Source organism: Pectobacterium araliae (assembly GCF_037076465.1).
Classification (GTDB): domain Bacteria; phylum Pseudomonadota; class Gammaproteobacteria; order Enterobacterales; family Enterobacteriaceae; genus Pectobacterium; species Pectobacterium araliae.
Genome location: NZ_AP028908.1, coordinates 1,284,306 through 1,309,030 on the forward strand (window position 1 = coordinate 1,284,306; position 24,725 = coordinate 1,309,030).

Consider the following 24,725-nt stretch of genomic DNA (forward strand, 5'->3'; position numbering starts at 1 on the left):
TTGAGTCTGGATACCCCAAGACCGCAAAACCACGATGAACATTGCGTCCAAAGCACGTTTTAAGGCAAATTTCGGATTAGTCAAACAACATTTTTCTTATATGTTTATTTACAATTGTTATTTTGCTAAGTAATTGGTAGACGAAATTTTTCTGATTTATCCCTGAAAAATAGCGAATGATATTGTTTTTTAACAAAAAATAAATGATTCGCTATTTTCATGTAAACCAAAATAGAATTTTAAAATTAATTCAATCATTTTTGGAAAAAATAATTTCAGAAAAAAATCCATTCCCACTGTCACTTTTGCTGCTTTGTTGCACAGACCATACGAAGATTAATAAAAATCTGATATGTCGCAATAATTGATGATGGAAGGGAAAATGAAAAAAAGCTACGACAGACAGAGTGGTTCAGCGCTTAGCCTAAAGAAACGTCTGTTTTTCGGTAGAATGCTGAGTATAAACACTGCGCTGTTATTGAGTGCAGCGGTGATACCGATGACCACGTATGCCGCAGGCGAAAATGACACCATTGCATTTTCTATTCCGGCTGGTGATTTGCAAAAAGGATTACTGGCGATAGCCAACCAAAGTAAGCAAACCATTTCCTTTAGTCCCGGATTGGTAGCGAATTACCAAAGTGCGGCGTTGACGGGCAATTATTCGACTCGACAGGCTATCTTACGTTTGTTGCAAGGTACGCCGTTATTATTAACCACCACGGATAATGGCACGTTGACCATTATTTCTTCCTCATCTCAAGATGTGGATGCGGCGAAAGCCAATGATAAAACGCTGCCGGCGATTACGGTTAACGCGGGCAGTGAAGATGAAACGGTGTTGAATCCGAATGCTTCCTCTTCGGCGTTGCGCACCAATACGTCACTACAGCAGACGGCACAATCTGTATCGGTAATCAGCAGTAAACTGCTTAACGATCGTCAGGTTACTTCGCTGGCGGAGGCGCTGAAAAATGCAGGTGGCGTAATTACAAGGCGTTCAAACCGTGGTGAGGCGAATTTTTATATCCGTGGTCAAAAGGTAACCTCCGGCTTGACGGACGGTGTATCTGGATCCAGTAACGTAGGTATTGGACAGGGTACCGCTATTGAAGGTATCGAACGCATTGAAGTATTGAAAGGGCCGCAGTCAGTGTTATCAGGCAGCAGTTCTCCTGCTGGCACGATTAACCTGGTACGTAAAAAACCCGTCACTGAACCTTTGCATCGTGTGAAAATGGAAGCCTCACAGTACGGTGAATTTAAGACGGCGATGGATCTGGGTGGCGCACTGACGGACGATAAAGCGTTCAGCTATCGGCTAAATGGCTCGACCATGAAGTCAGATAACGCTTTTCCTGATTACAACGGCGATCATGCCGACTATCTGGCCCCTGCGCTAGCGTGGAAGGGGGAGTCAACCCGGGTGTTGGTTGGCGCAGAGTTCAGTCAAGGGCGTAACTCGGGACCTGCAGGCACGGTTCACATCAATGGACAGATACAGAAACTGCCTAAATACCGCCTGGGAGACAAAGACGATCATTTCAAAAACAAAACGACCAATGCGTATTACGAAGTAGAGCAAGATCTGATCGGGGGCTGGACATTTAACAGCAAGGCCAATTACCAGAGCACTTATGGCCAGTTAAAAATGAATGAAACCCTGGCTGTTGACAACAATGGTTACAAAACCAGTCATCCGTTATCGACCAAATATACCAACCAGACCTGGAGCCTGCAAAATGATGTGCGTGGCGTGATTGAAACCGGTCCAGTCAAGCAGACGTTGTTGTTGGGACATGATTATAAATATGAGCGCTATGCCAGTTATGAAGGCAATTTTGTCACGCTGACCAACGGCAATATCTTTGTTCCAGGGTCATTGTCCTTTCCAGGTATTGGCGAACCCACCAATCAGCGGTATACCAGTAAGTTGATTCAAAATGGTCTTCTGCTCCAGGATCAAATTGATTTATGGGAGAGAACGCATCTGCAGCTTTCCTTAAAACATTCTAGTTGGGACAACAGTTACCTGACGAGCGGTAAACCTGCAACGTACTCCACCAGTAAGTGGATCCCAAATTACGGTATCAGTTTCGATATCACACCAGATGTTACGGCGTATGCTAACTATCTCAACAGCTTTGAGGGCAGTCCATCGATCAACTTGTCGACGGGGAAACCGATACCACCCTCGACCGGCAAATCGAAAGAGGTTGGCCTGAAATTTAATCTGTTGGAGGATGACCTGACGTTGACGACCGCCTTATTTGATGTACGGCAAAATAATATCGTGGTCTTTAGTAATGGCCGTCAGGTGGGCACGGAAGGCCGTGCCAGCAAGGGATTGGATATTGATCTGAATGGGATGCTGTTACCAGGATGGGAAGTAACGGGAAGCTATACGTATACTAAAAATAGCGATCCTGAAATAGCGCCTTCCGCTGAGACACCGCGCCATAGTGTCAGTCTATGGAGCTCCTATGAAATTCAGACCGGTGTACTTCAAGGCGCCGGGGCATCAGCTGGCTTCCGTAGCGAATCGAAAACCACTGAGAATGGTTATCAGGGGGAATACTTCAAAATTGGCAGTCAGACGTCGGTTGATGTCGCTATTTTCTACCGCCAGCCAGCCTGGTCGTTGCAATTTGGCGTGGATAACATTTTCGATCGCGATCTTTTTTATTCCACAGCCACCCCACTTTATCTTGGTGTCCAGGATGGTCGGACATGGCGCTTAACCGGCACTTATTCGTTCTGATAATCCGTTCGGCAACTAACAAGAACGGTCATTCACACGAATCAGCAGGTAGAAACGGCGTATGAACACAAGTGAGACGAGTACGGCAAGACCGGGCGTCAGCCAGATTCTGATGCCCTATTGGCTGACGTCGGAGAAATATCTGGCGCTGCTTATTCTGGCGATGATTATTAGCATCAATTTTGGCACGGCCTACATTAGTGTGGAGGCAAACCGGGTATCGGGCAAGTTTACCGATGCGCTGATTGGGCTGGATTGGGAGCAAATAAAACCGCTGTTTATCTTCAGTTTCGTACTCGGTTTGGGTGCCATGATGCTGAGATGGATAAACGTACTCGGTCAAGGCTATCTGGCACTGCGCTGGCGCACTTGGATGACACTCCACTATATCCGGCGATGGACGGGGACATCGGCTTATTACGAAATAGAAAGGGACGGTGCGCTGTCGAATATCGATCAGCGTATCGCCGATGATGTTAATGAGCTGGTGTCGGCCTCGCTGAATTTTTTTCTCAGCCTTATTTCGGTCGTCATCAGTACCGTAACGTACACGGCGCTGCTGTGGTCGGTTTCTGGGGTACTGCGCTTCTCGTTTATGGGCAGCGACTGGGCGATATCCGGCTATATGGTTTATGCCCTTTATATCGAATATTTTCTGCAAATTCTGCTGTCGCATTGGCTTGGTAAGGCACTGATAAAACTGAATATGAACCAACAGAACGCGGAAGGAGACTTCCGCTTTTTGGGCGTCCAATTACGTGAAAATGCCGAACAGATTGCCTTCTATCACGGGGGCGCGCGGGAAGGGGAACGGCTTGCCCAGCGGTTTGCTCGCGTGCGTGATAATGCGCTCTCTGTGTTGTTGCGCGGCTTCAAAGTCTCGTTTGGTCAAAGCCTGTTTAGCCATTTTCTTTCCCCGCTGCCGACGCTATTGGCGTTGCCGCAGCTATTGCGTGGGGAGATCACCTTTGGCGACTTGACGCGAATTCAGATGGCTTACGGTTCTCTCGGTGCGACACTGAGCTATTTTATGCAGGCTTATCAGTCGTTTACCCGCTGGTTGGCGCTGACGAAGCGTTTACAGGATATGGAGGAAGCGCTGAACAAAAGCGTGCGGACATCATCGCCTATTCGGGTAACGGAACACGCTGGATCTGAATTTTCCTGTCAGGGGTTGCGGCTGCGAACGCCGGATGGTCGGGCGCTGACGGCGTTAGACCACTGGCAGGTCTTACCGGGAGAACGTTGGATGATCAATGGAGCATCTGGCGTGGGGAAGAGCACGTTGCTACGTGCCTGTGCCGGACTATGGCAGCACGGTAGTGGCGTCATTACACGACCTTGTGGCCGTCGCTATCTGTTTTTACCACAAAAAAGTTACCTCCCGACGGGAACATTCAAAGCGGCGCTGTGCTACCCCGGCACTGCGCGTGATTTTACCGATGAGGAATGCCGACAGGTACTCATCGACTGCGCACTACCGGACATGGCCTTGCAGTTGAATGATGAAGATCGCTGGCAGCAGCGGCTATCCGGTGGCGAGCAGCAGCGATTGGCGATAGCTCGCACATTGCTGCATCGGCCCGATTTTATTTTTCTGGATGAAGCGACGAGTGCGCTCGACTCCGAGACGGAACAGCGGGTTTATCAGGCATTGGTTGCCAGTCTGCCTGATAGCGCGATTATCAGCGTGGCACATCGAGAAACGCTGTCTGCTTTCCATACTCATCATCTACATCTGACCCCACCAACGGAAAGTGATAATTGTGACGAACGGGAAACGCAAACAGGTGATGACGCACCGCAGCATCAAAGCGCTGACAGGGCTTTTGGCGAGCGCAGCCTTGCCTGGCGGGGCGAATAAAATTTTAGGCTAGAGGGGATCATCCGCGTTTTCCTCGGCAAATAATATATTCATCATGCTTTGTGGGTTGTTCAAAAACTGACGCGTGATTTGATAATGTTCCGTATCCTGCCACGCGACCTGCTGAATGCCGCTTTCATTAAACTGATAAATCACTGAATTGGGATAGGCCAGAATAATGGGCGAGTGGGTAGCGATGATAAACTGACACCCGGTGTTCACCAACTGATGGATACGCGCCAGTGCCGTGAGTTGTCGGGTGGGGGATAACGCAGCTTCCGGTTCGTCTAGCAGATAAAATCCGTTGGCGCTGAAACGATGGTTTAACAGTGCCATAAACGATTCGCCATGCGACTGCTGGTGTAGCGAAATACCACCGTAAGCCAGTTGAGCCAGAGCGGGATCAATATTTTCTATTTCCGTCGCCACGTTGAAAAAACTTTCGGCGCGCAAAAAATAACCGGTACGCGGACGTTTTACCCCTTTGACAGTACGGAGGTAGTCACTCAGGTTGGAATGGGAGTCACGGGTACTGAAATTGAAATTACGCGAACCGCCTTCCGGATTGAATCCCATCGCGATGGCCACGGCTTCTAAAAAAGTCGATTTACCCGATCCGTTCTCTCCCACCAGAAAGGTGACATCAGGGTGAAAGCGGATCTTTTCGAGATCGTTTATCGCCGGAATGGTGAAGGGATAAGCGTGCGGGTCGCGTGTTTTTTGCGGATGAAAGTAGACGCGCTGTAAATAGGGCTTATTACTCAGTTCCACGGTATTTCCCCTTTGATACTGAGAATCTTTTACTTGTTGCCGGAGGGGGCTTTTTTATTCGCTCGATGAAATATTTTCAGCGTAATAAGAGTGCCTACAAGTAGGACAGCACCGAACGTTAACGCTCTAATCAGCGGAGCCGAACCTTGCAGGAACAGGCTGGAAATAACCGTGCCCAGAGAGAATAATATCGTGATTATAGTAATAACGGAGACATCATATTCTGAGATTTTACGCTTAAAGAGTAGGGTTTTAATCGCCAGAACGATGATAGTGCCGATGAACCACCCGGCAATGGATATAGCAATATCTGAATAAGGATTCTCAGTGGCCGCAAGGTAGCCTGCGACGAGTACGATAAAAAGGCTGAAAAGAACAAATAATAAAACATTCCTGTTCATGGTTTTTCCTTATGTTGAAACGACTTAATAGTTGAGGCGATGGGGTAACGCTGGCATTCGATCATTTTACGCAATTTACGGTATCTGGCCTATTTTATATTTCATAACTAAATTGGCATAGCATAGATAAAATATGGGTATAGCCTGTTGAGATCGGTCTCTAGAAGAGTGAATAAATGTTTTGAGTCGCAAACATAGTCAGAAAAACTGCCAGTCCTCTGTCTATACCTGTCCGGTAACGGAAAAAAAATCTTTTAATGGTAGGACGCCCAAAGATCAATGCCACAAAAAAATACCATGAAAACTCCAGTGCGCTACATATTATTACTGCCACAATTTGTTCTGTTGGCGATCGCGTTACAGCAAGAAAACCAGACCAGATGCTTATCATGAAAGCAATAGTTTTCATATTGAAAACATTAGTTAAAGCGCCTGTGAAGTAGGCTTTTTTCATCCCGCCAAAAAAAACTTCATCGGGATGAGTATCCGGGCCTGTTGATGTCTCCCGATTAAACGTACTACGTAAGATAATGTATGCAATATAAATGAGATATAAAGCTCCTAATACGACTGAAACTTTAGAGAATGATGGAAAAACGTGAATGATACTGGATAGTCCAAGCAACGATAAAATTGAAAAACATGCGCCAACTGAGCAAATGCCAAGTGTTACGGCAAGCCCTTGTTTGACTGAACCAAGAGCTGAATAACGACTTACCAGTATGAAGTTTGGACCAGGGCTTATCACCGCCATTATATAAATAAATACGGCATAAAACATTTTATTTCGCTCTGAGTGGGATTTCTGGTGATTATGTTATCGCTGATGTACAGCTATTCATATGAGATTTTTTATCTCAAACCATTAGCCATATTTTTTGACGGATTATGGCAGGTATGAGTTTCAATGCGTTAAACACCTTGATTTTTACCATACATCTCCAAGTTGAACTATTTTTTTTAATATAAATTAAATAGTTTAATATAGATAAAATCTGATATATCAAATAAATATGACGCCGATCTAAAGATAATCGGCGTCATTTGCTTATCAGAAGGACACGTCAACACCGCCGCGCAGCACTTCTTCGTTACCGCGATCGGCAAAGTGTTTGTCGGCGCGCAGGAAGAAGCGGGCATCGGCCGCTTTACCGATGTCCAACCGCACACCTGCCCACTGCGAGTCTTTGTCCAGACGAATGCCCGGAATATCGAGGCGCTCACCTTCACGACCCAACCCGCTCCAGCGTGCGGCCACGTCCAGCGATGGGTTGGAGAAAGCGTGCTGGTATTCGCCGTTGACGCTGACGCTGCTCCACCAGCCTTTTTCCCACTGCAACAACGCCCGCAGATTAACCCCCGTCAGACCCACGGTGCGGGAATAATCATCTCCTTCGCCCGTCAGACCGAACTCGCTGCCGGTGTCGGTAAAGCCGCCGGTGGAGAGATAGCTGTATTTCAGCCCGGTATAAGGTTGCACGCTGAAGACATCATTGAGTGCCAGTTCATAGCCGGTTTTCACCAGACCTTGCCAGCCGTCGCTGGAGGTGCTGCTGGAAACGGCTTCAACATCGTCCAGCAGGATAGAACGTTTCAGTTTATCGCGACCGTGCTGATAGCTCAGGTTGCCCTGAACGTACCATTCCGGGGTGAGGTTATAGCGGGCATAGGTCATGACGCCTTGCAACTTGTTTTCACTGTTGCCGCCGCTGCCCTGATAGTCCGCTTTAATCTGGCTGTTGGTATAGGCAACCCCTGCGCGCAGTCCCGGGGTGTCGAAATCGGTATCCGCGCCGATGGCGGTCAGCGTGATATCGTAATGGCTGCCGAGATAGCCGGATTGTTGCAGATCGCCGCGCAGCTTGCCGGTTTCGATCCACAGGCCGTAGTCTTTGCCGTCGGCAAGCAGATCCAGACGGTTATTCAGCAGTTGGTTTTGGTAATCCAGGCTGTTAAACAGTATGGCGTTGCTGGAGGCGTGCGCCTGGCCGGACAGCGAGTCCAGCGCGGTGGCTGCGGCACTGGCGCTGCCCAGTTGCTGGAAGGCGGCGGCTTTGGCTAACACACTGGATTGTTGCGCGGTAGTGGTGGTGAGCGCAGACCAGCGATCGGCCACTTGCAGAGCGGATTCGACGTTGGCGGCGGTTTGTAACTGTGCGGCGCTGTGTAAGCCGCTGTTTGTGACTGCGTCGACGGTGTTCAGTCGGCTGAAGGCACCGGTGACATCGTTGGCACCGTAAGTCAGATCACCCGTCAGGAACAAACCGAGATCGGTGGTTTTAAAGGTGCCGCTGACGCCCTGATTGCTGTGCAGCAGGGTTTCCTGCGTTTTGACGACATAGGTTTCGCTGGGCAGACCGACGCGTAATGTGCCATCCAGTGAGGCGCGACCTGCAACAGTAAGCGGATTGGACAATGTCACGTTCAGCAGGCCATTACTGCCCTGGGTGTAATTACCGGCGACGGTCAGGCCGCCTTGCGCGGTGGTGGCCACCGTACCGGTGTTACTCACGTTGCCGCCGATACGTCCTTTCCCGGCCAGTGTGCCGGTTCCTGAAACTGCGGCATCGCCAGCGATCGAACCATCGACAAACAGGCTGTTGGCGGTGATTTTGGTGTCGCCTTTATAAGTGTTGTTGCCGGTCAGACGTAGAATACCATCGGCATTGTCGGCGCCAGTCACGATAAGGCCGTGCTCACCGCTAATGTTATTGGCGAAAGTATAATCGCCGGCGGTGAGACGGGCGGTAAAGTCATCGGCGTAGAACATCGCTGGGCCTTTCAAGGCTTTATCAATGTTCAGATCGCCCCAGCCAAAAGTATCGTTAAAGGGACGGCCGTTGGCGGTATCGGCGATTTTGGTCTCGGTACGCTGCCAGATAGCATTCCCGTCTTCATCGTAGAGGAAGTTGCCTTGGTCATCCTTTGCGTAGCCGCTGGTAATCATGCTATGGGCATCGGTGTGATAGGTCGCGGTAGTGAGTAAGGTCTGCTGCAGGTTATAGCCGGTCATCCAGGGATAAGTACCTTTGACCAGCGATGCTGCCCCTGAAATGCGTGGCGCGGCAAATGATGTACCATAGCTTCGTTCTGTTGTATCACCATTTTCAGCGGGGCTATCAACATAACCCGGCGCTGCCATGCAATATGCCGCGACTTTGCCACAGGCATTAAATATAAAGAGATCGGAAGGCCGGGTTGTGCCATCTGAGCGCAATACCCCTTCTGAACTTTCCTCTCCTGGCGCGTAGCCAGTGGCAGCCAAAATTCCTTTTTGTAGCGAAGGATCGTTAAAAATCAACGGCACTTGGGTATCTGGCGATGGAATCGCTGAGTCGTTATTTCCTGTGGCAACCACACTTAACGCTTCTGAATCAACGATTTTTCTTAAATCGTTATAAATTAATTTGTATTGATTTTCAGTTTGAGCTTTTTTGAAATCCTCATCAGTCACCAATCGTTCATCTGAAGAGTAGGACATATTAATAATTTGGACGCCCGAGTTAAGCAACCAATCCACAGAGGCCGAGGTTTTTAAATAATCAAAGCTGTTATTTTTAGATGCCTGGGCAATATAGAGTTCACTGTCTGGTGCAATACCGCCTGAATAGACCTTGGTCGCAAGCCCTGCTAATGTTAGTGCCACCAGCGTCCCGTGACCACTGACGCCAAGGTTATCATTAACTTGCGAACCACCATCGGAAAAAGATCTAAAACTTACATTGTTGTAATTGAATTCTGAGCGACCTGATGCGAGACCGGAATCAATAATCCCTACTTTTACGGCGGGTGGTGTCGGCGTTTCCGGTTCTTCCGGGTTAGTCGGGTTAGTCGGATTGCCTGGGTTCATCGGCGCCACGTTTCTACTGCCACCAGTGCCACCGCTGCTGCAACCAGCCAACACCAATAGAGCGATACTGATATTGGCGGCTAATACCGATTGTCGGAAAGTTTGTTTTTTCGGCGATAATAAGGACGTTGCTATCGTCATTCTATTTTCCTACTCTTTGTCATTTAGAACATAAAACCACTTCCCAAAGAAAGCAGGGATTTGGCTAAAGGCATCTGTTTGTTAATACGGCATACTATTCTGACGAATAAAACCGCCGATTATGAACAAGACTAAAGGATAAGGATCTTGATACTTTTTAAGTAAATATCTCATTTTTCTATGTGGCCCTGTCTTCATGTTTATTATCATAACCGCTTGTTACATCATCAAATGTTGCCAGTTAGGCAAGAGCGCATTAGCCCTTCATTGGTATTTGTGCAATAAGATGGCAAAAGCGACAGCGACAAATGGAATTTATCGTTACCCATTTTTCCTTGCTGAGCTTTTGGTGGCGGTTTAGCAATCGGTTTTGGGCTGGTTCTGGTATTTACAACCTGTGGTATCTGAGATGGGATGTTGAGGTAACGGTATGTCTGTCATTTACGGTACTCTCGGCAGACTGCCAGCCATCGGCATGACAATCTCCACCCTTTATTCGAGGTAAGACGATGCTTGAATTACGCCCCAACTGTGAAAATTGCGATTGTGATTTACCACCCCATGCTGAGAGCTATATCTGTTCCTACGAATGTACATTTTGCCCAGATTGTACGGATAAGATATTTGAACAGGTTTGCCCGAACTGTGGTGGAGAGTTGGTCAAAAGACCCGTGCGTCCGGTACGTTGCTTAACTGAGGATCCGCCATCGTTTACCCGGATTGTAAAAAAGCATTGATTGGTGTTGATGGCGGCACGTTATCAACCTGTTTATTGTAAAAAGGGCACATCGCATCAACCTGTTGATAACGTGCTTGTTTACTCCGCCATTGTTAAATCCGTCCCATAATGGATCTTTTCATGTTAAACCGTGGTGGAATTACGGTTTAACATGGCAATCCCCCCAGTCTGTTGATTTCGGAAGGGCTTCGGCGATCAATGAGTAGAGCTTGGGATCATAGGTTTTGAGTGCTTGGCGTGTGTTGATTTTATTGTGAATACCGTTGGGCGGGTCGGATTTGGCATTGGTGTTATACCAGTCCTGTACGCCTTCGGCCCAGTATTCATCCATGTTGGTGTCACGATAGGTTTTGATCAGAAGGCCGTTAGAATGTGCGTCGTTAAACGCGCTTTTCAACCGCTTAAGAAAATCGGGTTCTACCTTATTAAGCGCATAGGGCAAAGAGTGTCCAAACTCATGGACGCAGATACTCTCGTTTGGGTAACGATCGCCTACCGAACACAGCAGATTTTCCTCGCCGCATGAGGTCGTTTGTCCGCCGAGACCCCTCGCCCGATCGTTTAACGCTTGTTTCTTTGATGGTGGCGCATTCTGGTAACCATATTCCGGAATATCTGCTGTCCCCTCATTTTTGCCGATGACGGCGAAACGAACATGATTTTCCTGTAATTTTGCAAGAATGTCGCTACGGTGAGAAGTCATGTTGACGATCAATTTACAGGCGAGTAATAGCGCCTTGTCTTCTGGCGCATCAGAGGAGAGTACTGGTATGCCATTTGCATCGACATACTTATGGTAAAAAGCAGAGAGTGAATAGTCTTTACGCACCGCATTGGGGACGGCCTCCACATGGGAGCACATACCCGGCACCGGTGCCTTGCTTTCTCCCCAGGCGCGAGAGTAAAAACAGAGCATTACAGGTATCACCAGGTAGAAAATTTTTTTCATATCGGTCTTCCTTATGTCCTTGTCGTTCCGGTCTGGGGCATTGCTATACTGGCATCAGCCAGCAGCCGAAGAATGGCCCGGCGGTATCGCCTCGTTGTGGTTCGAAACGGATCTGGAGTGTTTGCCCGACCAATAATTCATTGGGTAACGGGTAATCACGATCGACAAAATCGATGACGCTAGAGCGGTCGACTTCTACTTTTACTGCCAACTTGCCATTGATCAGAATATTGAAGCGACCGCGATCGCTGCCCCAGTAGCGCAAACGTAGCACCAGCGGGCTATTTCTGTTCTTCATCGAAAACTCGAGGAAACCCCCGCTACGCACATCGCGGCAGGGACTTCTGCGGTAGTAGCCGACGAAGGACATCTCGCTGGTTAAGTGGTGTGCCTGTTCTGAGGCGCTATTACCGAACTCGATCAGGTCGATCGATTTGCTCACCAACGCGGCATTTTCTGCCGCTATAAGTCCGCGGCGCTTCTCTTCATTTGCCCAGTTTTGTGGTGTCATGCGTTGGAAGTACAGCGCGCTACGTCGCTCGTACTGAGCATAGAACGGGACGAAGCGTAAGCCGACAGGACGTGATGTTTTGACCAGATAATGACCTGACTCGGGTAGCTCGACAAAACCTTCTAACGGCGAATGGTCGGCGACCAGTGTCGGTGCCGGTGCGTTGTATTGTTCGTTCATTGATCCCACATCGGCCGCCATCACTACAGGCCCGCGTAACACGGAGACCACCTCCTTCGCGCCAGCAGCTGATTCCAGCCTGAGCGGGATGGCGAGATCCAGAGTGATTACATCACCGGTCATCCAGACCCGTTTGATGGTCACATAGCCGTCCACCGCTTTGTTGTGCGATATTTGACCATTGATATGCAATTCAAAACGCCCCTCGCTCCAGGCTGGAATGCGTAAAGCGATCTGCGCGGGTGCTTGAGCGCTACTTTTTCGCACGGTCAGACGCACTTTGCCGTTAGTTGGCACACCGCTATCCAGATCCAGCGCAAAGCTGCGCGCTTTCCAATCGAGATGACAAGGGATGTAAAGATTGACATAGAGCGTGCTACCGTCTTCCCAGAAGATGGTGTCGCTGAACTGTGCGTGAGCTTCCATACCGCTGCCGACGCAGCACCAGAAGGAGTGAAATTTATCTGAATAGAAGCGAGTGCCGCCAGCTATCATCGGCATCATATAGGCAAACATGCCGGTAGTCGGGTTCTGTGCTGCCAACGTGTGGTTATATAGCGTGCGTTCGTAGTAGTCGATATAGCGCGTTTCTGGTGTCCACTGGTACAGGTGTCGGGTCAGCTTGAGCATGTTATAGCTATTGCAATGCTCACAGGTTTGCTCGGTGAGGAAATCGACGGTGCTGTCGGGTCTTTGAAAGTATTCACGGTCAGCGTTGCCGCCGATCACATACGTGTGGTGGTTAACCACGGTTTCCCAGAAGAAACGTGCGGCCGCGGCTGAATCAACATCGCCGGTCAGCTCGAATTGACGCGCTTCAGCGATCAGCTTGGGGATCTGGGTATTGGCATGGTGGCCTGTCAGAATGTCTTGCTGTACGATTAGCGGATCGACGATGCGTGCGTGTCGAAAACGCTTACCCAGCGCCAGCCAGCGCGGGTTACTGGTTCGCTCGGACAGTTCAAGTAGCGATTCGCCGATGCCGCCAAATTCGGTATTCAATACTTGCTGCATTTGTTTGTCGTCGAGTGCGGAGAAAACCCAATCCAGATAGCCAGCCAGCTTCACTGCGACAGCGAGGGCCTGCGCGTTACCGCAATGAGACTGAGCGTCGAGCAGGCCTGCGAGCAACTTGTGCCAGGTGTACAACGGTGCCCAGCAGCCATTGAGGTTGAAAGCAGCGGCATTGATGGTGCCTTGTTGAACCTCCTCAAACACTTTACGACCACTTTCCTGTTTGCCCTGGCTGTCTTTGCGGTAGAAGCCCGCCACGTAGCCATCCTTTGCTTGCACGCGGGCGAGTTCGGCAACAATGATGTGTACCCGCTCTAGCATGGGTTCATCGCCGGTTTGAGCATAGGTTAGCGATAACGCACTGAGGTAGTGGCCGAGCGTATGTCCGGCAAGGGTATCCGACTCCCAGCCACCGTAGACTTCCCCTTTGGTTTCCAGCCCGGCGAACTGATAGAAATTGTGCAGTAGCCGATAGGGATCCAGTTCCAGTAGATAACGTCGGTTGGCTTGCAGCGATTCAAGAAAGATCGATGGCATGAGTCGCACATTTGCCAGTGGCAGAGGACGTATCCTGCCGGCGACCGATGCTGCCATCGCGAGAGGGAAATGCAGAAAACCGGCGGCGCTGGCCAGTGCACTCCATTGCAGAAAACGCCGACGCGACAGATCGCCAACGGCGGGATCACCTTTTTCCGCCGATCGCCCGCCGACCTGCGATGATAGCGGGTGGTCGGTGGCCGTATGCGGTTGCTTCTTGATTGACATTTATCGCTTTCCTTTTACAGAAGGTTTTACCGTTCGGTTAGCACCACCAGGACGACTCAGCAGACAAGAAGCGCTGTTTTGCTTAATCACAGTCATTTTCCTGCGTTGGCGCGAATGTGGTTGTGGGAGGGACATACTGTGGTGTGGGTGCCAACGCCTCCCATTCCTGCACTGCCAGCGCGGCATGTCGCTCACCTTCGCCAGAGGCTTCAAGCACGGCACGCAGGCAGTGAGTGGTCACCGGAGCAAACTGCACCGACTCAATCTGTTGCGGTCGATTATGGTCGCCGTTTTTGGTGTTGATCGATATCCAACGATCACCTTGGCGATAGGCCAGATACCAGGATTTTGGTGGTGCCACGCCGATGCTGCTGCCTGGCAGATGGTCGGCCCAGAACACGATGCGTACGCCGTTGAGGGTGACAGGGTGATCCCAACGGTACTGAATCCACTGGCTTGACGGGTTGTTTAATGTCCCACTGCCCCACATCTCCGGCGGTAGCGGATTGGCCTTGATCACACCGTCGTTGAGCGCGGCAATCCAGTACTGGCGTGGAATGTCCGATTCATTGGACGCTGAAACTTGCGCCATCGGTGCGATGTTGCGCTGCGGTGGTGTTTTGGGCAGCGGACGGCGCGTTGGTATGACTTTACGCATCCGTGCGGGGGTAGCGCTATCGTCCCATTCCAGTTTATCGATCGCCACACTGCGGCGAAAATGACCGCCACCTTTGGCATCGGCAGTATGATAGACCAGATACCATTGCCCTTTGAATTCGATGATGCCGGGATGGGAAGTGGTTGAGGACACCGGGTCGAGTACAACACCGCGATAAGTCCAGGGACCCAGTGGGGATTGAGCAGTGCCGTAGGCAATGCAGGCGTGATAACGCGTTGGTGTGCAATCCGATGTCGGTCCCGTCTGATTGCCGGCATAAGCCAGATAATACGTGCCATTGCGCTTGAACAACCACGGCGCTTCGAAGAACCCGTCCAGCGTATTCACAGTCACGGCGTCGCCCTTGGGTGTAACCATATCGCGTTGCAACTCAATGCCGCGCAATTGATTGAACGATCCCCAGTACAGGTAAACGCGATTATCATCGTCCACCAGTAGTGTCGGATCGATATTATGGAGGGTGTTGTTGGTCGGTAGCGACTGCGAAATAATCGGTCCTTGTGGGTGCGCGTCCCGCCATGGTCCGAGCGGATGGTCAGATACCGCGACGCCAATGGCGAATTGGTCGGTATTGGTAGAATTACGCTCCACTACGGGTGCGTATAAATAGTAGCGACCATCCGCGCCACTTACGATCTGGCTGGCATAGGCCCGGCCCGGTGTGGCCCAGGCAAAGACTTGCTCGGGATACAGTAGTGCGGGGTAATGGGCCCATTTACCGGTCACAACGTCATCGGTAGCCAGCATTTGCCAGGCTTTCATGACAAAATCATTGACGTCCGGTGCTGCCTCATCGCGCCCGGCCAGAATGTACAGTCGACCATTGGCGACCAGCGGTGCCGGATCGGCCGAATAGACGTTGCCGTCGGCAATAATCGGGTTGGCGGTCGCCTGTACCTTGCGTGTAGTGAGTTCTGCCGAGATGGGCAATGTGATAAGAGCCGAACTTAGCAATATTAGCAACAGCAACGGTATATGCCGCTCTTTCTGTTGGGTAACCATCACTGTTCACCGCCAGAAACGACTATCACCTTAATGTGCACTGTTCTTGTGCCGCTGTTGCCCCGACCTGCCACTTGGCCTTCCACTGTGAACTCACCGGGTTGCACATAGCCAGTATTCACCGCGTCCCAGATAATGGGACGACGTTCACGTGAGCCGTCATTGTACTGTACTGTGGCGAAGTCGGGCAGGGCAGGCGCGTGCGCGACAGTGGTATGTATGGCAGGCAATGTATCGACAGTATTCACCTGTCCGGGTTCACTTGCGCGGACCCAGACGGTGGCCGAAACGATGGCACCGCCATCGCTTAGTCCGCGCAATGTTACCCGACCATCGGCGGTCAATCTATCCGCGTCAATGGTCGGCCATGTCACCGCGACCTTGATTTTGCTGCCATCACGGTACCAGGCGGTGATTTCGGATGGCAGGTGAGGTGGTAGCCCAATCCCGGTACGCACGTCAATTTGTTCCAACCGTTCGGGTATGTCGGCGAACACTTGCCATTCCTCCACACCCAACGCAGCAGGCGCGCCAGCGTTGTCAGCCGCCGTCAATAATGCGCGTAAGGCGGTGGTTTCGATGGGAGCAAAGTATGCTCGATTGGCAACTGGTCCAGGATTATGGGGATAACCTGCTGCAGAATTAATGTCGATCCAGCGTCCATCCTGACGATATTGTAGTTTCCATGCCGCGGGCGGTGCGACACCGCCGCCTGGTTGATCGTTCCAGAAATGCAACGCACTTGAAGCAATACGCACCGGATGTTGCCATTCGTATTGCAACCAGGTCTGCTTCGGTTGCCGACCCGACCAGTTGCCCCAACGGCGGTCAGCCGGCACTACGCCATTGGTTTGCGTCGAGACAATACCATCATTGAGCGCAGATAAACGATGATGACCCGCTGTGTACTCGGCGCTGGCTTTGGCTTTTCCCTGGATTTCGATGTCGTCAGTTTTCTCTCGCGGTATTGCGTCCACTACCACATCGGCATGTGAGGTCAGCGCACCATCGCTGGCACTGAGGCGCAAGCGGTAGCGCCCTGGGGCAGTAAAACGCACCAATGTCTCTGCGGAGTTGACATCGTCGATGATTGCTTCCCCCCCTGCTGGGCCGTCGACCCGACGCCAGCGCACGGCTAACTTCCCATCGGGTAAACCATCATCACCGATCTGACCAGACAGCTGCAACGCACCGAAATGCCTACCGCCGTCTTGTAGCCAAGCGAGTACCTGTGGTGCGTGATTGCTGACTGGTTGCGGTGCTGCCGCCCCTGTATGATAAACTTGGATCGCTTTGATGCCGGTTCTTGCCGCGCCCGCATGGGTTACTTGTACGCGCAGTTTTTGCGTGGTGATCGGCGGAAAACGAATCCGATTACGGTTGCCTTGGGCGAATGGGGTATCGCGCACTTGCTCTGGTACATTCTTCCATATTCCTTTGTCATCGTATTGCAACAGATACAGCCACGGCGGCGCGTAGCCAGCGCGAGTTCCTGTGACAGCGCCATTCTGCGCGCCCTCCGCCGAGGAACTGCGGTAGAAATACAGGCGAACGTCATCGATAGGCTGAGGATGGCCAAAATCCAATGCGATCCAGTCACTACCGTGTGGCGAACCCACGGTGCCCCAGAAAGGTTCGTTGGCGGTGCTGCCATCGATTGCTCCTTCAGGACCAAAGCCCGGGGTCGCATAGCTGCAGGACGTGGTGGCGTTGCTGGCCCAATCTTGTACGCCTTTGGGCAATGTTACGTCGATACCCGCTTTGGCCAGCATTTCGACAAGGCGAGTGTTAGTACTAAAATTGACTTGCTCTGGCCGCGGTAAGGTCATCGTGTTAGCCGTCAGCACTTTTGCCCCCGGCTGGTCGGTATGGTTTTGTATTATCTCTACTTGGCCGCTGGCTGGGTCATAGACCACATGATCCAGCCGATCCACGGTGAAAGCCAACTGACCATCAAGGTAGACAGAATAACCCGCTGGTCCGCCATAGCGGCTACCGTCGCGATCCCAGATAATCGAAAGATCGCGATCTCGATAGCGCAGATTGTCGACAGTGAAAAAGTCCCAGCCAATGTCGATCGGCTGTAGTTCGATCTTCGCGTCGGTGCGTGGCTTCAGACCCGCTACATCTTCGATGATCGTGAAATTGGTCGTCCCAAGTTGGGTATGGTGGATCCATGAGCGGTAGCCAATATTGCCACCATTTTCGGCGCTGCCATTCGCCCAGAATTCATTTTGGTCGGGATAGCGGTTATCGCCATTGATGTAGTGCGCCCAGGCGTTCCAATACAGCAGTTTGCGGTACGACTGCTCATCCAAATAGGTACTGGGGTAGTCCCGTAATGTCGAACTTAAAATACGAAACAGTACGGTCGAATTAATCACCGAGAAGTTGTTGGAACCTTTATCGCCGCGTGCCAACTGGTCAGCCTGGTTAGCGGTATAGAATGGAAACAATGGGTATTGTTTGGTATCTGCGAACAGACGCAATGCCTGAATGTACTTCGGATCATAGTCAGGTTCGCCGCGCTTTGGCATCAAACCGACGGCGAATGGGTAGTAATTATTGATCTCCTTCCAGTCGACTAACGCCTTTGGACCTGCCGCTTGACGATGTTTGAGCAAATTGCCATGCAGTCCCATCGAATCAGGTGTTTTGCTGTTGTCCTGCCACAATAGATCCAAAACCGACTTACGAATGGTCGCTGCCACCGTTTCCATCTCGCGTGCCATCGCGGCGTCTCCAGACAAGCGCGCGGCTTGCGCTGTTGCCAACGCATTGGCGTAGACATAAGCACTTTCGGTGCGATCCATTCTTTTTTGGCCATGCAGCCTGGCCCAATCGAATGATACTGCATCGGCGTCGTTACCGGTCATCGCCGACCAGTCATACTCGATCAATCCATTGCCATTTTTGTCATAGGTCCGCAGTAGGCTGAGGACATCGCCACGACCGTAACCCGCTAGCTTGCCAGCAATCTCAATCGGGCCGCCGTGTAATTGGTAAGCACGCCATGCCGCTGCGGTGATGTATTGGGTAAAGGAACTCGACCAGTTCTCCGGTGAACCAGGATTATCGACATACTTACCGCCAGCCGCGACTTCACCCGCGCCGATCCAACTGCCGTAAGCATAGGTCGGATCGCGCAAGTACTTCAAATCGTCAATAAACATGCCCGTGGTTAGCACGATGGCGTTGTTATAGCCCAGTACGCCCTCAATGGCGATCGGGAACTGATAGTCGTTGCCCGGCACGTCGGCATCAAGGGAATTGAAGCGCAACAGCCACCAGCGGTAGAACAACGACTTGTTGATGTTGTCCTCCGGCGTATCCAGATAGGGGAGGTTATCTGCCCACCAGCGATTATAACTGGTCACGTGTTGCTGGTATGTTTGCTGCGATGACTGGGCGCGGATATGTTGGTACGCCGCCAGCGAATCAGGTAGCTCCTGCGTGGTCAGTCCCAGTTGTAGTTTGATTGTTGGGGTCTTGCCGCTGGCAGGCACGTTAACAACACGTACCAAAATCTGGTTTTCAACCTGGAAGTTGTCGCCAGAAAAGCGAGGGAATACGGTGGTAATCGCGTTGCGAGTCTGGAACGCGCCAATTAATTCATCTTTATCGGCATGTGTGGTCATCGGTGACAGCGCTTTCAGCGTGAGCGCATGCGGCTTGCCGTCGGTCGCGGACAGGTGCGCTTCCGCCACCGCAACGTTCTCGTGGGTGATGAACTTGACCAGATTCATGCGCACGCCTGTGGCAGTATCCTCAAACACGGTGCTGAAGTAGCTTGGTGTCTGTCGGCGTAACGCGCTGATTTCCGTGAACTGCAACGGTTTTCCGTCTTGCTCTGCTTGTAGCTTAAATAGCGTATCATGACCGGTCTTGTGCCAGTAGGCGACTTCGCCGACAAAACCGGGTTGCTCTGGTTGGTGGGTATACATATAGGCGGCGCGGCCACGGGTGAACAGCCAGTTGTTGCTATCCCCGTACCCCCCGCCAGTACCTTCGCGAGCCAGTATTTGGTCGATCCAAAAATCCTCGCCAGGATTACTACCGGCGCCACGTGCCTGATCAGCGTCGAATACTCGTCGTAAGTAACCGCCGGGTTTGAACTTAACACCGTTGTCTGTAATCGGATGGGCCAATCCCTTGAATACCGGATACCCAATGTCGGCGTTACGAACCGACACTGACTCCTTTGCGCTGATGGTTGCTGACACCATGACGGCAATCAGTCCGGTAATGTGGAAAATTATCCTCATTTTTTAATTGTCTCTTAATATCGTTATTGCGCTGTAATAGCTCTTGATTTTCCCGCAGTGGCATACTGTTTATTCAATATATCTGTGCAACGACGAGAAAAAAGTGACAATAAAAATAAAATTATTTTTCTTTATTGTCAGAATGATCCGGAAAAGCTTGTCACTCAAATCTTCTGTTAGACATAACTTGATACTTAGACTCGATTAAATCGCATTTAATGTATAGCCGCTGCTAATCAATAGGGGGCTAAATGGTTTATTCAAAATAATAGATAACCCAGAGGGCACTCAGTCAGAGTAGTGGGGGGACAGTCGGAACATATCGAAAATCGTCAACCGGGTTGCGCTATGACGAGCATAAATCGGTTTTTATTATCCACAATAAATAGAGGTGGCTATTAATGATGTTGATCGTCATCTAAATTGGCATTTTTATTGCTGGATTATTTATAGGATAAGAACAAAAATAATAATCAATCTTTCATAATTGAAGAGAGAGATATAATTAGTCAAATACATTTTTTTGCTATGTTTATTTGATATTATAATATTCACGAAATGTATCCTTTATTTAATTCTGAAATTTTCACAAATATAGGATAAAAAATTGTTTTTTAAAATATGTTCAATATTTTTAATTTAAACGCATCGCTTAAATAGATTTTTACGCCTGATTTATTTTTTATTTAAAGTGACTTTTATAATAAATAAATTTATTTTCATTGTCGCTTTTTCTTTGTTGCCACACAAAGCAAACAGAGGGGAATAATAATTTTCTAAACCAAAATAACTGACAAAGGGAAAGTGAAAAATGAAAAATAAATACGGTATCTCTCGCTCTTCTGGTCTTGATGTGAGGAGGCGTATCTTTTTAACTGGGGTGCTTAATATTAATACCGCATTGCTTTTGGGGAGCACGGTAATACCTATAACAACCTATGCTGCGAGCGAGAATGACACCATTGCATTTTCGATTCCTTCTGGTGATTTGCAAAAAGGATTATTGGCCATTGCAGAACAAAGCAAGCAGACTATTTCCTTTAATCCTGCATTGGTGGTGAATTATCAAAGTGCCGCGTTAACCGGTAATTACTCGACCCGGCAGGCGATTTTACGTCTGCTACAGAGTACGCCATTATTGTTAACTACGACGAATAATGGCACGTTGACCATTATCACCTCCCAATCTGATAATGCTGATGTGGCGAATGCCAATAGTAAAACCTTGCCAAGTATCACGGTTAGCGCAACGGGGGATGATGGCTTTTTGTCTTCGAGTACGACAACAACGCGTAGCGGTGCGCCATTGCGAACTACCCCTCAAACCATTAATGTTGTGAACAGCAACGTCATGGAAAAGCAATCTGCCAGAAACGTCACCGATGCATTGCGTAATATATCCAGCGTTACCGTGTTGCCTGGATCGCTTGGAAGCTCTACCGTCCAAATTCGTGGTTATCAATCTAATGTACTTATTGATGGTTTGAATGTTTCAGGCAGTTCGCCCCTTAACCTTCCTGCTATTGCATTAGACTCTGTCGAGGTAATCAAAGGACCTTCAGCGATGCTGAATGGTGCCGGTTCTAATGGCGGTATTGTCAATTTGGTAAGAAAAAAACCTCAGGCCAAGCCTGCGCATGAAATAAAATTGGGATATGGCAGTTACAATGAACGAAGGTTGGAGATTGATAGTACCGGGGCATTAACTGATGATGGGCGTTTGAGCTATCGTCTCATTGCTGCAGGGGCACAAAGTGATGATAGTGCCGCGCATTACGACGGTAAGAAAGAGTCTTATTTTTCACCAACCTTAGGTTGGAAAGATGATACGACGGATTTTCAACTGGGTTTTACCCGGAATATCCAAACTACGCCCTTTATGCCCTATACCTTAATGTATAGGGGAAAACCTTGGACGGGTGACCTGCCGAAACCGTTAGGTAATAAGAACGATCAATTCAAACTGCGGCAGAGTGTTTATTATTACAATCTAGAGCAGACGTTGTCCGACCAGTGGACCTGGGTCAGTAAGGCCAGTTACGAGAACAGCGAGTCGTGGCAGTATGGCTGGTATAATGCCTACCCGCTTAATGATGATATGACTACCTACCTAAATTCGTTTGCTCAAGGGGGGCATTATCGTTCTCTTAATACTGAAAATTATCTACGTGCCGAATATCACTGGGATGACGTGAAATCCACGACGGTATTGGGTGTCTCTGCTACCCGGCAAAATAATACGTCTTTCCCTACCTACTGGTCGAATAACTGGACCTTAATCTCCATTCGCGAACCTCTGCCTAATTTGCCGTTTGCCAAGAATGCGCATACAAAAGCATGGTCAGAGCAGCGACCATTGGGTGGATTTGTCTCACAGAATATCGACTATGACCGTTGGCACCTAGCAACGGGCTTACGTTATGATAGCTCATGGCACGGGGTATTCAATCATGGCGAGGCCAACGCCAATGAGCGTGAGGAAGTCTGGTCGCCTTCGGTTGGGCTGCTGTATGAAATTACTCCCTGGGTTGCTATTTATGGTAGTCACCAGAAAGGATACCAACCTTCGAACTATTTCGATAAAAATGGGGCTTTATTGCCTGCACCGATCACTTCGCAAAATGAATTCGGCTTAAAATTTGACCTACTCGATAGTCGTCTCAGCGTGACAACGTCGGCTTATCGTATTCAATATAAAAACAGTGTCTATTTCGATAATAATGAAGGTGGTTATGCCATTTCTCCGAATAAAGGCAGCCTCCGGGGAATTGAACTGGATATCCAGGGTAATGTATTGCCTGGATTGAACGTTATTGGCAATTATAATCTTCTCAAAAGTAATGTCGGCGCAGGTGCAACCAAACGGTTGGGGAACCCCCAGCAACGGGCTTCGTTATGGTTAGATTATGATTTTCAGTCTCCCCTGTTAGAAGGATTCTCCACCGGACTGGGAATGATATACAGCAGTGCTATTTATTCGGTCAATGCAGGAAAAAATTACACCGTTCCTTCACAGTTGGAAACCGATGTCAGAGTAGGGTATAGCTACCGTAATTATAGTCTGGACCTGACTGTCAAAAATATTTTCGACGAAGATCTCTATGTTGGCACACCAAGCGGACAACCTCAGTTTGTCCCGCTACTACAGCCGCGCTCGTTTCTGCTGACGGCCAGTTATAAGTTTTAATCCGATACGGGTTCCTGGATGTGTGCTCAGGAACCCATTTATTTATTACGTGGTATTTATCTATTTATGTTCAAATCTTTTTTCCCCAATCCTAAGCCTTTTTTCTTTTCTGCTCTGGTATGGAGCGTGTTTTGTATTGTGGTTTGGTTCGTATGGGTGCGCGATTATGCGGGATTTACCGACACCACATTACCGGTGACTGTCAGTCGATTTGTGTCGTGGCCTTATTTGTGGTTTTACTGTTATTACCTGATAGCCTCGATGTCATTTGGCATCTTCTGGCTTTTGTTTTGTCCCCATCGCTGGCAACGTTGGTCGGTGCTGGGCTCGATCTTAATCATTTTTATGATGAATTTTTCGGTTGAAATCGGTGTGACACTGAATGCCTGGTATGGGCCTTTTTATGATTTGATCCAGAAAGCGTTGACCCAACCTGGTGCGGTAACGTTGGCGGAATTTTATCAGGGCATTTTCACGGTATTGCGTATTACCTTGCTTTCCCTGACGGTAGGTGTTTTTAACCTGTTTCTGACCAGCCACTATATTTTCCGTTGGCGCAGCGCAATGAATGAGTTCTACATCGCGCATTGGTCGGTATTGCGCCATATTGAGGGTGCGTCGCAGCGCGTACAGGAAGACACTATGCGTTTCGCCTCTACGTTGGAAGGGCTAGGGATTCAACTTATCCAGTCTATCATGACGCTGGTCGCGTTTCTTCCGGTGCTGGCTACGCTCTCCAAACACGTCGGTAATCTGCCGTTGCTGGGCGATATTCCTTACGGTCTGGTGATCGCCGCAGTGGCATGGTCGTTGGTGGGAACGGGGCTGATTGCGTTGATCGGCATTAAATTACCTGGCCTGGAGTTTAACAACCAACGGGTGGAAGCCGCCTACCGTAAAGAGTTGGTCTATGGCGAAGATCATGCGGATCGCGCTGACCCGTTAACTGCGGCAGTGTTGTTTACCGCCGTCAGGAAAAATTATTTTCGACTTTATTTTCATTATACCTACTTCAATGTCGCACGAATGTTCTACCTTAGCCTGGACAATATTTTCAGTCTACTACTGCTATTCCCGGCGATTATTGCCGGTACGCTAACTCTGGGCCTGATTACTCAAATTACCAATGTGTTTGACCGGGTGCGTTATTCATTTCAATATTTGATCAATTCTTGGTCGACGATTATCGAATTACTCTCAATTTATAAACGTTTACGTGCATTTGAATCGGTAATGGATAAAGAAGAAATATAATCTTATTGCAAAAAATGGTATAGCTTATTCAAAAAATCCCAATTTTTCTCGATGGCACATAAGTATCTACTTTCAATTATATGACAATCAGGAAGTGAGAACGCATCAACCTCCTGATTGTCATACCTCGAGAATCCCATGTTTTTTTCATGGTTTATTGTCATGATCTGCATTCTTTAATAGTAAAAGCCAGTGATATCGGCGATGTAATAAAAATACAGATTAATCAAATGATATTCTTTGCTATCATTATCTAATTTTGTGATATTTGATTAATTTTAAATATATTTTATTCTGGTTTTTTTATAAAAAAAGAAGGAATGTATCGATTTTTGTTGTGATGATAAGTGTTTGTTTTATGTATTAATGGGATGCTGGTTCTTTTCAATTTA

General features: G+C 49.2%; 13 protein-coding genes. 5 read left to right on the forward strand and 8 right to left on the reverse strand.

Going from position 1 to position 24,725, the window contains the following annotated elements:
• Positions 1-382: 382 nt before the first annotated feature.
• Positions 383-2,761 carry a TonB-dependent siderophore receptor gene (locus AACH44_RS05725; RefSeq protein WP_261848195.1) on the forward strand — a complete coding sequence of 793 codons (2,379 nt, stop codon included), beginning with the start codon at positions 383-385 and terminating at the stop codon, positions 2,759-2,761.
• A gap of 61 nt (positions 2,762-2,822) precedes the next feature.
• Positions 2,823-4,625 carry an ABC transporter ATP-binding protein/permease gene (locus AACH44_RS05730; protein WP_261848196.1) on the forward strand — a complete coding sequence of 601 codons (1,803 nt, stop codon included), beginning with the start codon at positions 2,823-2,825 and terminating at the stop codon, positions 4,623-4,625.
• Between the two features lie 9 nt (positions 4,626-4,634).
• Here the strand turns inward: AACH44_RS05730 and AACH44_RS05735 are convergent, their stop codons facing one another.
• The 4 genes from AACH44_RS05735 to AACH44_RS05750 all read right to left on the reverse strand — a co-directional run bounded on the left by AACH44_RS05735 (position 4,635) and on the right by AACH44_RS05750 (position 9,788).
• The gene (locus AACH44_RS05735) at positions 4,635-5,396 is read right to left on the reverse strand and encodes an AAA family ATPase (protein WP_261848197.1); all 762 of its coding nucleotides are present in this window, start codon (positions 5,394-5,396) and stop codon (positions 4,635-4,637) included.
• 29 nt (positions 5,397-5,425) lie between these two features.
• Positions 5,426-5,797, reverse strand: coding sequence for a hypothetical protein (locus tag AACH44_RS05740; RefSeq protein ID WP_261848198.1), 372 nt, complete (start codon positions 5,795-5,797; stop codon positions 5,426-5,428).
• 160 nt (positions 5,798-5,957) lie between these two features.
• Positions 5,958-6,578: a LysE family translocator gene (locus AACH44_RS05745; protein ID WP_261848199.1), complete on the reverse strand. Its 621-nt coding sequence runs from the start codon at positions 6,576-6,578 to the stop codon at positions 5,958-5,960.
• Between the two features lie 270 nt (positions 6,579-6,848).
• Positions 6,849-9,788 (reverse strand): autotransporter domain-containing protein, encoded by a 2,940-nt coding sequence (locus AACH44_RS05750; RefSeq protein ID WP_261848200.1) that lies wholly within the window; start codon positions 9,786-9,788, stop codon positions 6,849-6,851.
• 509 nt (positions 9,789-10,297) lie between these two features.
• On the opposite strand from AACH44_RS05750, the gene AACH44_RS05755 reads away from it, so the two are divergent.
• Positions 10,298-10,525, forward strand: coding sequence for a DUF1272 domain-containing protein (locus tag AACH44_RS05755; RefSeq protein ID WP_338659523.1), 228 nt, complete (start codon positions 10,298-10,300; stop codon positions 10,523-10,525).
• A gap of 141 nt (positions 10,526-10,666) precedes the next feature.
• Here AACH44_RS05755 and AACH44_RS05760 read toward each other — a convergent pair whose 3' ends face one another.
• The 4 genes from AACH44_RS05760 to AACH44_RS05775 form a co-directional block, all read right to left on the reverse strand.
• Positions 10,667-11,476 (reverse strand): hypothetical protein, encoded by an 810-nt coding sequence (locus AACH44_RS05760; protein WP_261848202.1) that lies wholly within the window; start codon positions 11,474-11,476, stop codon positions 10,667-10,669.
• 43 nt (positions 11,477-11,519) lie between these two features.
• Positions 11,520-13,946: a glycoside hydrolase family 127 protein gene (locus tag AACH44_RS05765; protein WP_261848203.1), complete on the reverse strand. Its 2,427-nt coding sequence runs from the start codon at positions 13,944-13,946 to the stop codon at positions 11,520-11,522.
• 82 nt (positions 13,947-14,028) lie between these two features.
• Positions 14,029-15,627: a family 43 glycosylhydrolase gene (locus AACH44_RS05770; RefSeq protein ID WP_338659603.1), complete on the reverse strand. Its 1,599-nt coding sequence runs from the start codon at positions 15,625-15,627 to the stop codon at positions 14,029-14,031.
• Positions 15,627-19,892: an Ig-like domain-containing protein gene (locus AACH44_RS05775; protein WP_338659524.1), complete on the reverse strand. Its 4,266-nt coding sequence runs from the start codon at positions 19,890-19,892 to the stop codon at positions 15,627-15,629. Before AACH44_RS05775 ends, AACH44_RS05770 begins: the two co-directional genes overlap by 1 nt.
• 811 nt (positions 19,893-20,703) lie before the next feature.
• On the opposite strand from AACH44_RS05775, the gene AACH44_RS05780 reads away from it, so the two are divergent.
• Complete coding sequence (locus tag AACH44_RS05780; protein ID WP_338659525.1) at positions 20,704-23,079, forward strand: TonB-dependent receptor; 2,376 nt, start codon at positions 20,704-20,706, stop codon at positions 23,077-23,079.
• 66 nt (positions 23,080-23,145) lie between these two features.
• Positions 23,146-24,333 carry a peptide antibiotic transporter SbmA gene (sbmA, locus tag AACH44_RS05785; RefSeq protein WP_338659526.1) on the forward strand — a complete coding sequence of 396 codons (1,188 nt, stop codon included), beginning with the start codon at positions 23,146-23,148 and terminating at the stop codon, positions 24,331-24,333.
• Positions 24,334-24,725 lie beyond the last annotated feature (392 nt).

Coding starts and splice junctions, on each gene's coding strand:
- AACH44_RS05725 (WP_261848195.1), top strand. CDS start 383: ATGAAAAAAAGCTACGACAGACAGAGTGGTTCAGCGCTTAGCCTAAAG.
- AACH44_RS05730 (WP_261848196.1), top strand. CDS start 2,823: ATGAACACAAGTGAGACGAGTACGGCAAGACCGGGCGTCAGCCAGATT.
- AACH44_RS05740 (WP_261848198.1), bottom strand. CDS start 5,797: ATGAACAGGAATGTTTTATTATTTGTTCTTTTCAGCCTTTTTATCGTA.
- AACH44_RS05745 (WP_261848199.1), bottom strand. CDS start 6,578: ATGTTTTATGCCGTATTTATTTATATAATGGCGGTGATAAGCCCTGGT.
- AACH44_RS05750 (WP_261848200.1), bottom strand. CDS start 9,788: ATGACGATAGCAACGTCCTTATTATCGCCGAAAAAACAAACTTTCCGA.
- AACH44_RS05755 (WP_338659523.1), top strand. CDS start 10,298: ATGCTTGAATTACGCCCCAACTGTGAAAATTGCGATTGTGATTTACCA.
- AACH44_RS05760 (WP_261848202.1), bottom strand. CDS start 11,476: ATGAAAAAAATTTTCTACCTGGTGATACCTGTAATGCTCTGTTTTTAC.
- AACH44_RS05765 (WP_261848203.1), bottom strand. CDS start 13,946: ATGTCAATCAAGAAGCAACCGCATACGGCCACCGACCACCCGCTATCA.
- AACH44_RS05770 (WP_338659603.1), bottom strand. CDS start 15,627: ATGGTTACCCAACAGAAAGAGCGGCATATACCGTTGCTGTTGCTAATA.
- AACH44_RS05775 (WP_338659524.1), bottom strand. CDS start 19,892: ATGAGGATAATTTTCCACATTACCGGACTGATTGCCGTCATGGTGTCA.
- AACH44_RS05780 (WP_338659525.1), top strand. CDS start 20,704: ATGAAAAATAAATACGGTATCTCTCGCTCTTCTGGTCTTGATGTGAGG.
- sbmA (WP_338659526.1), top strand. CDS start 23,146: ATGTTCAAATCTTTTTTCCCCAATCCTAAGCCTTTTTTCTTTTCTGCT.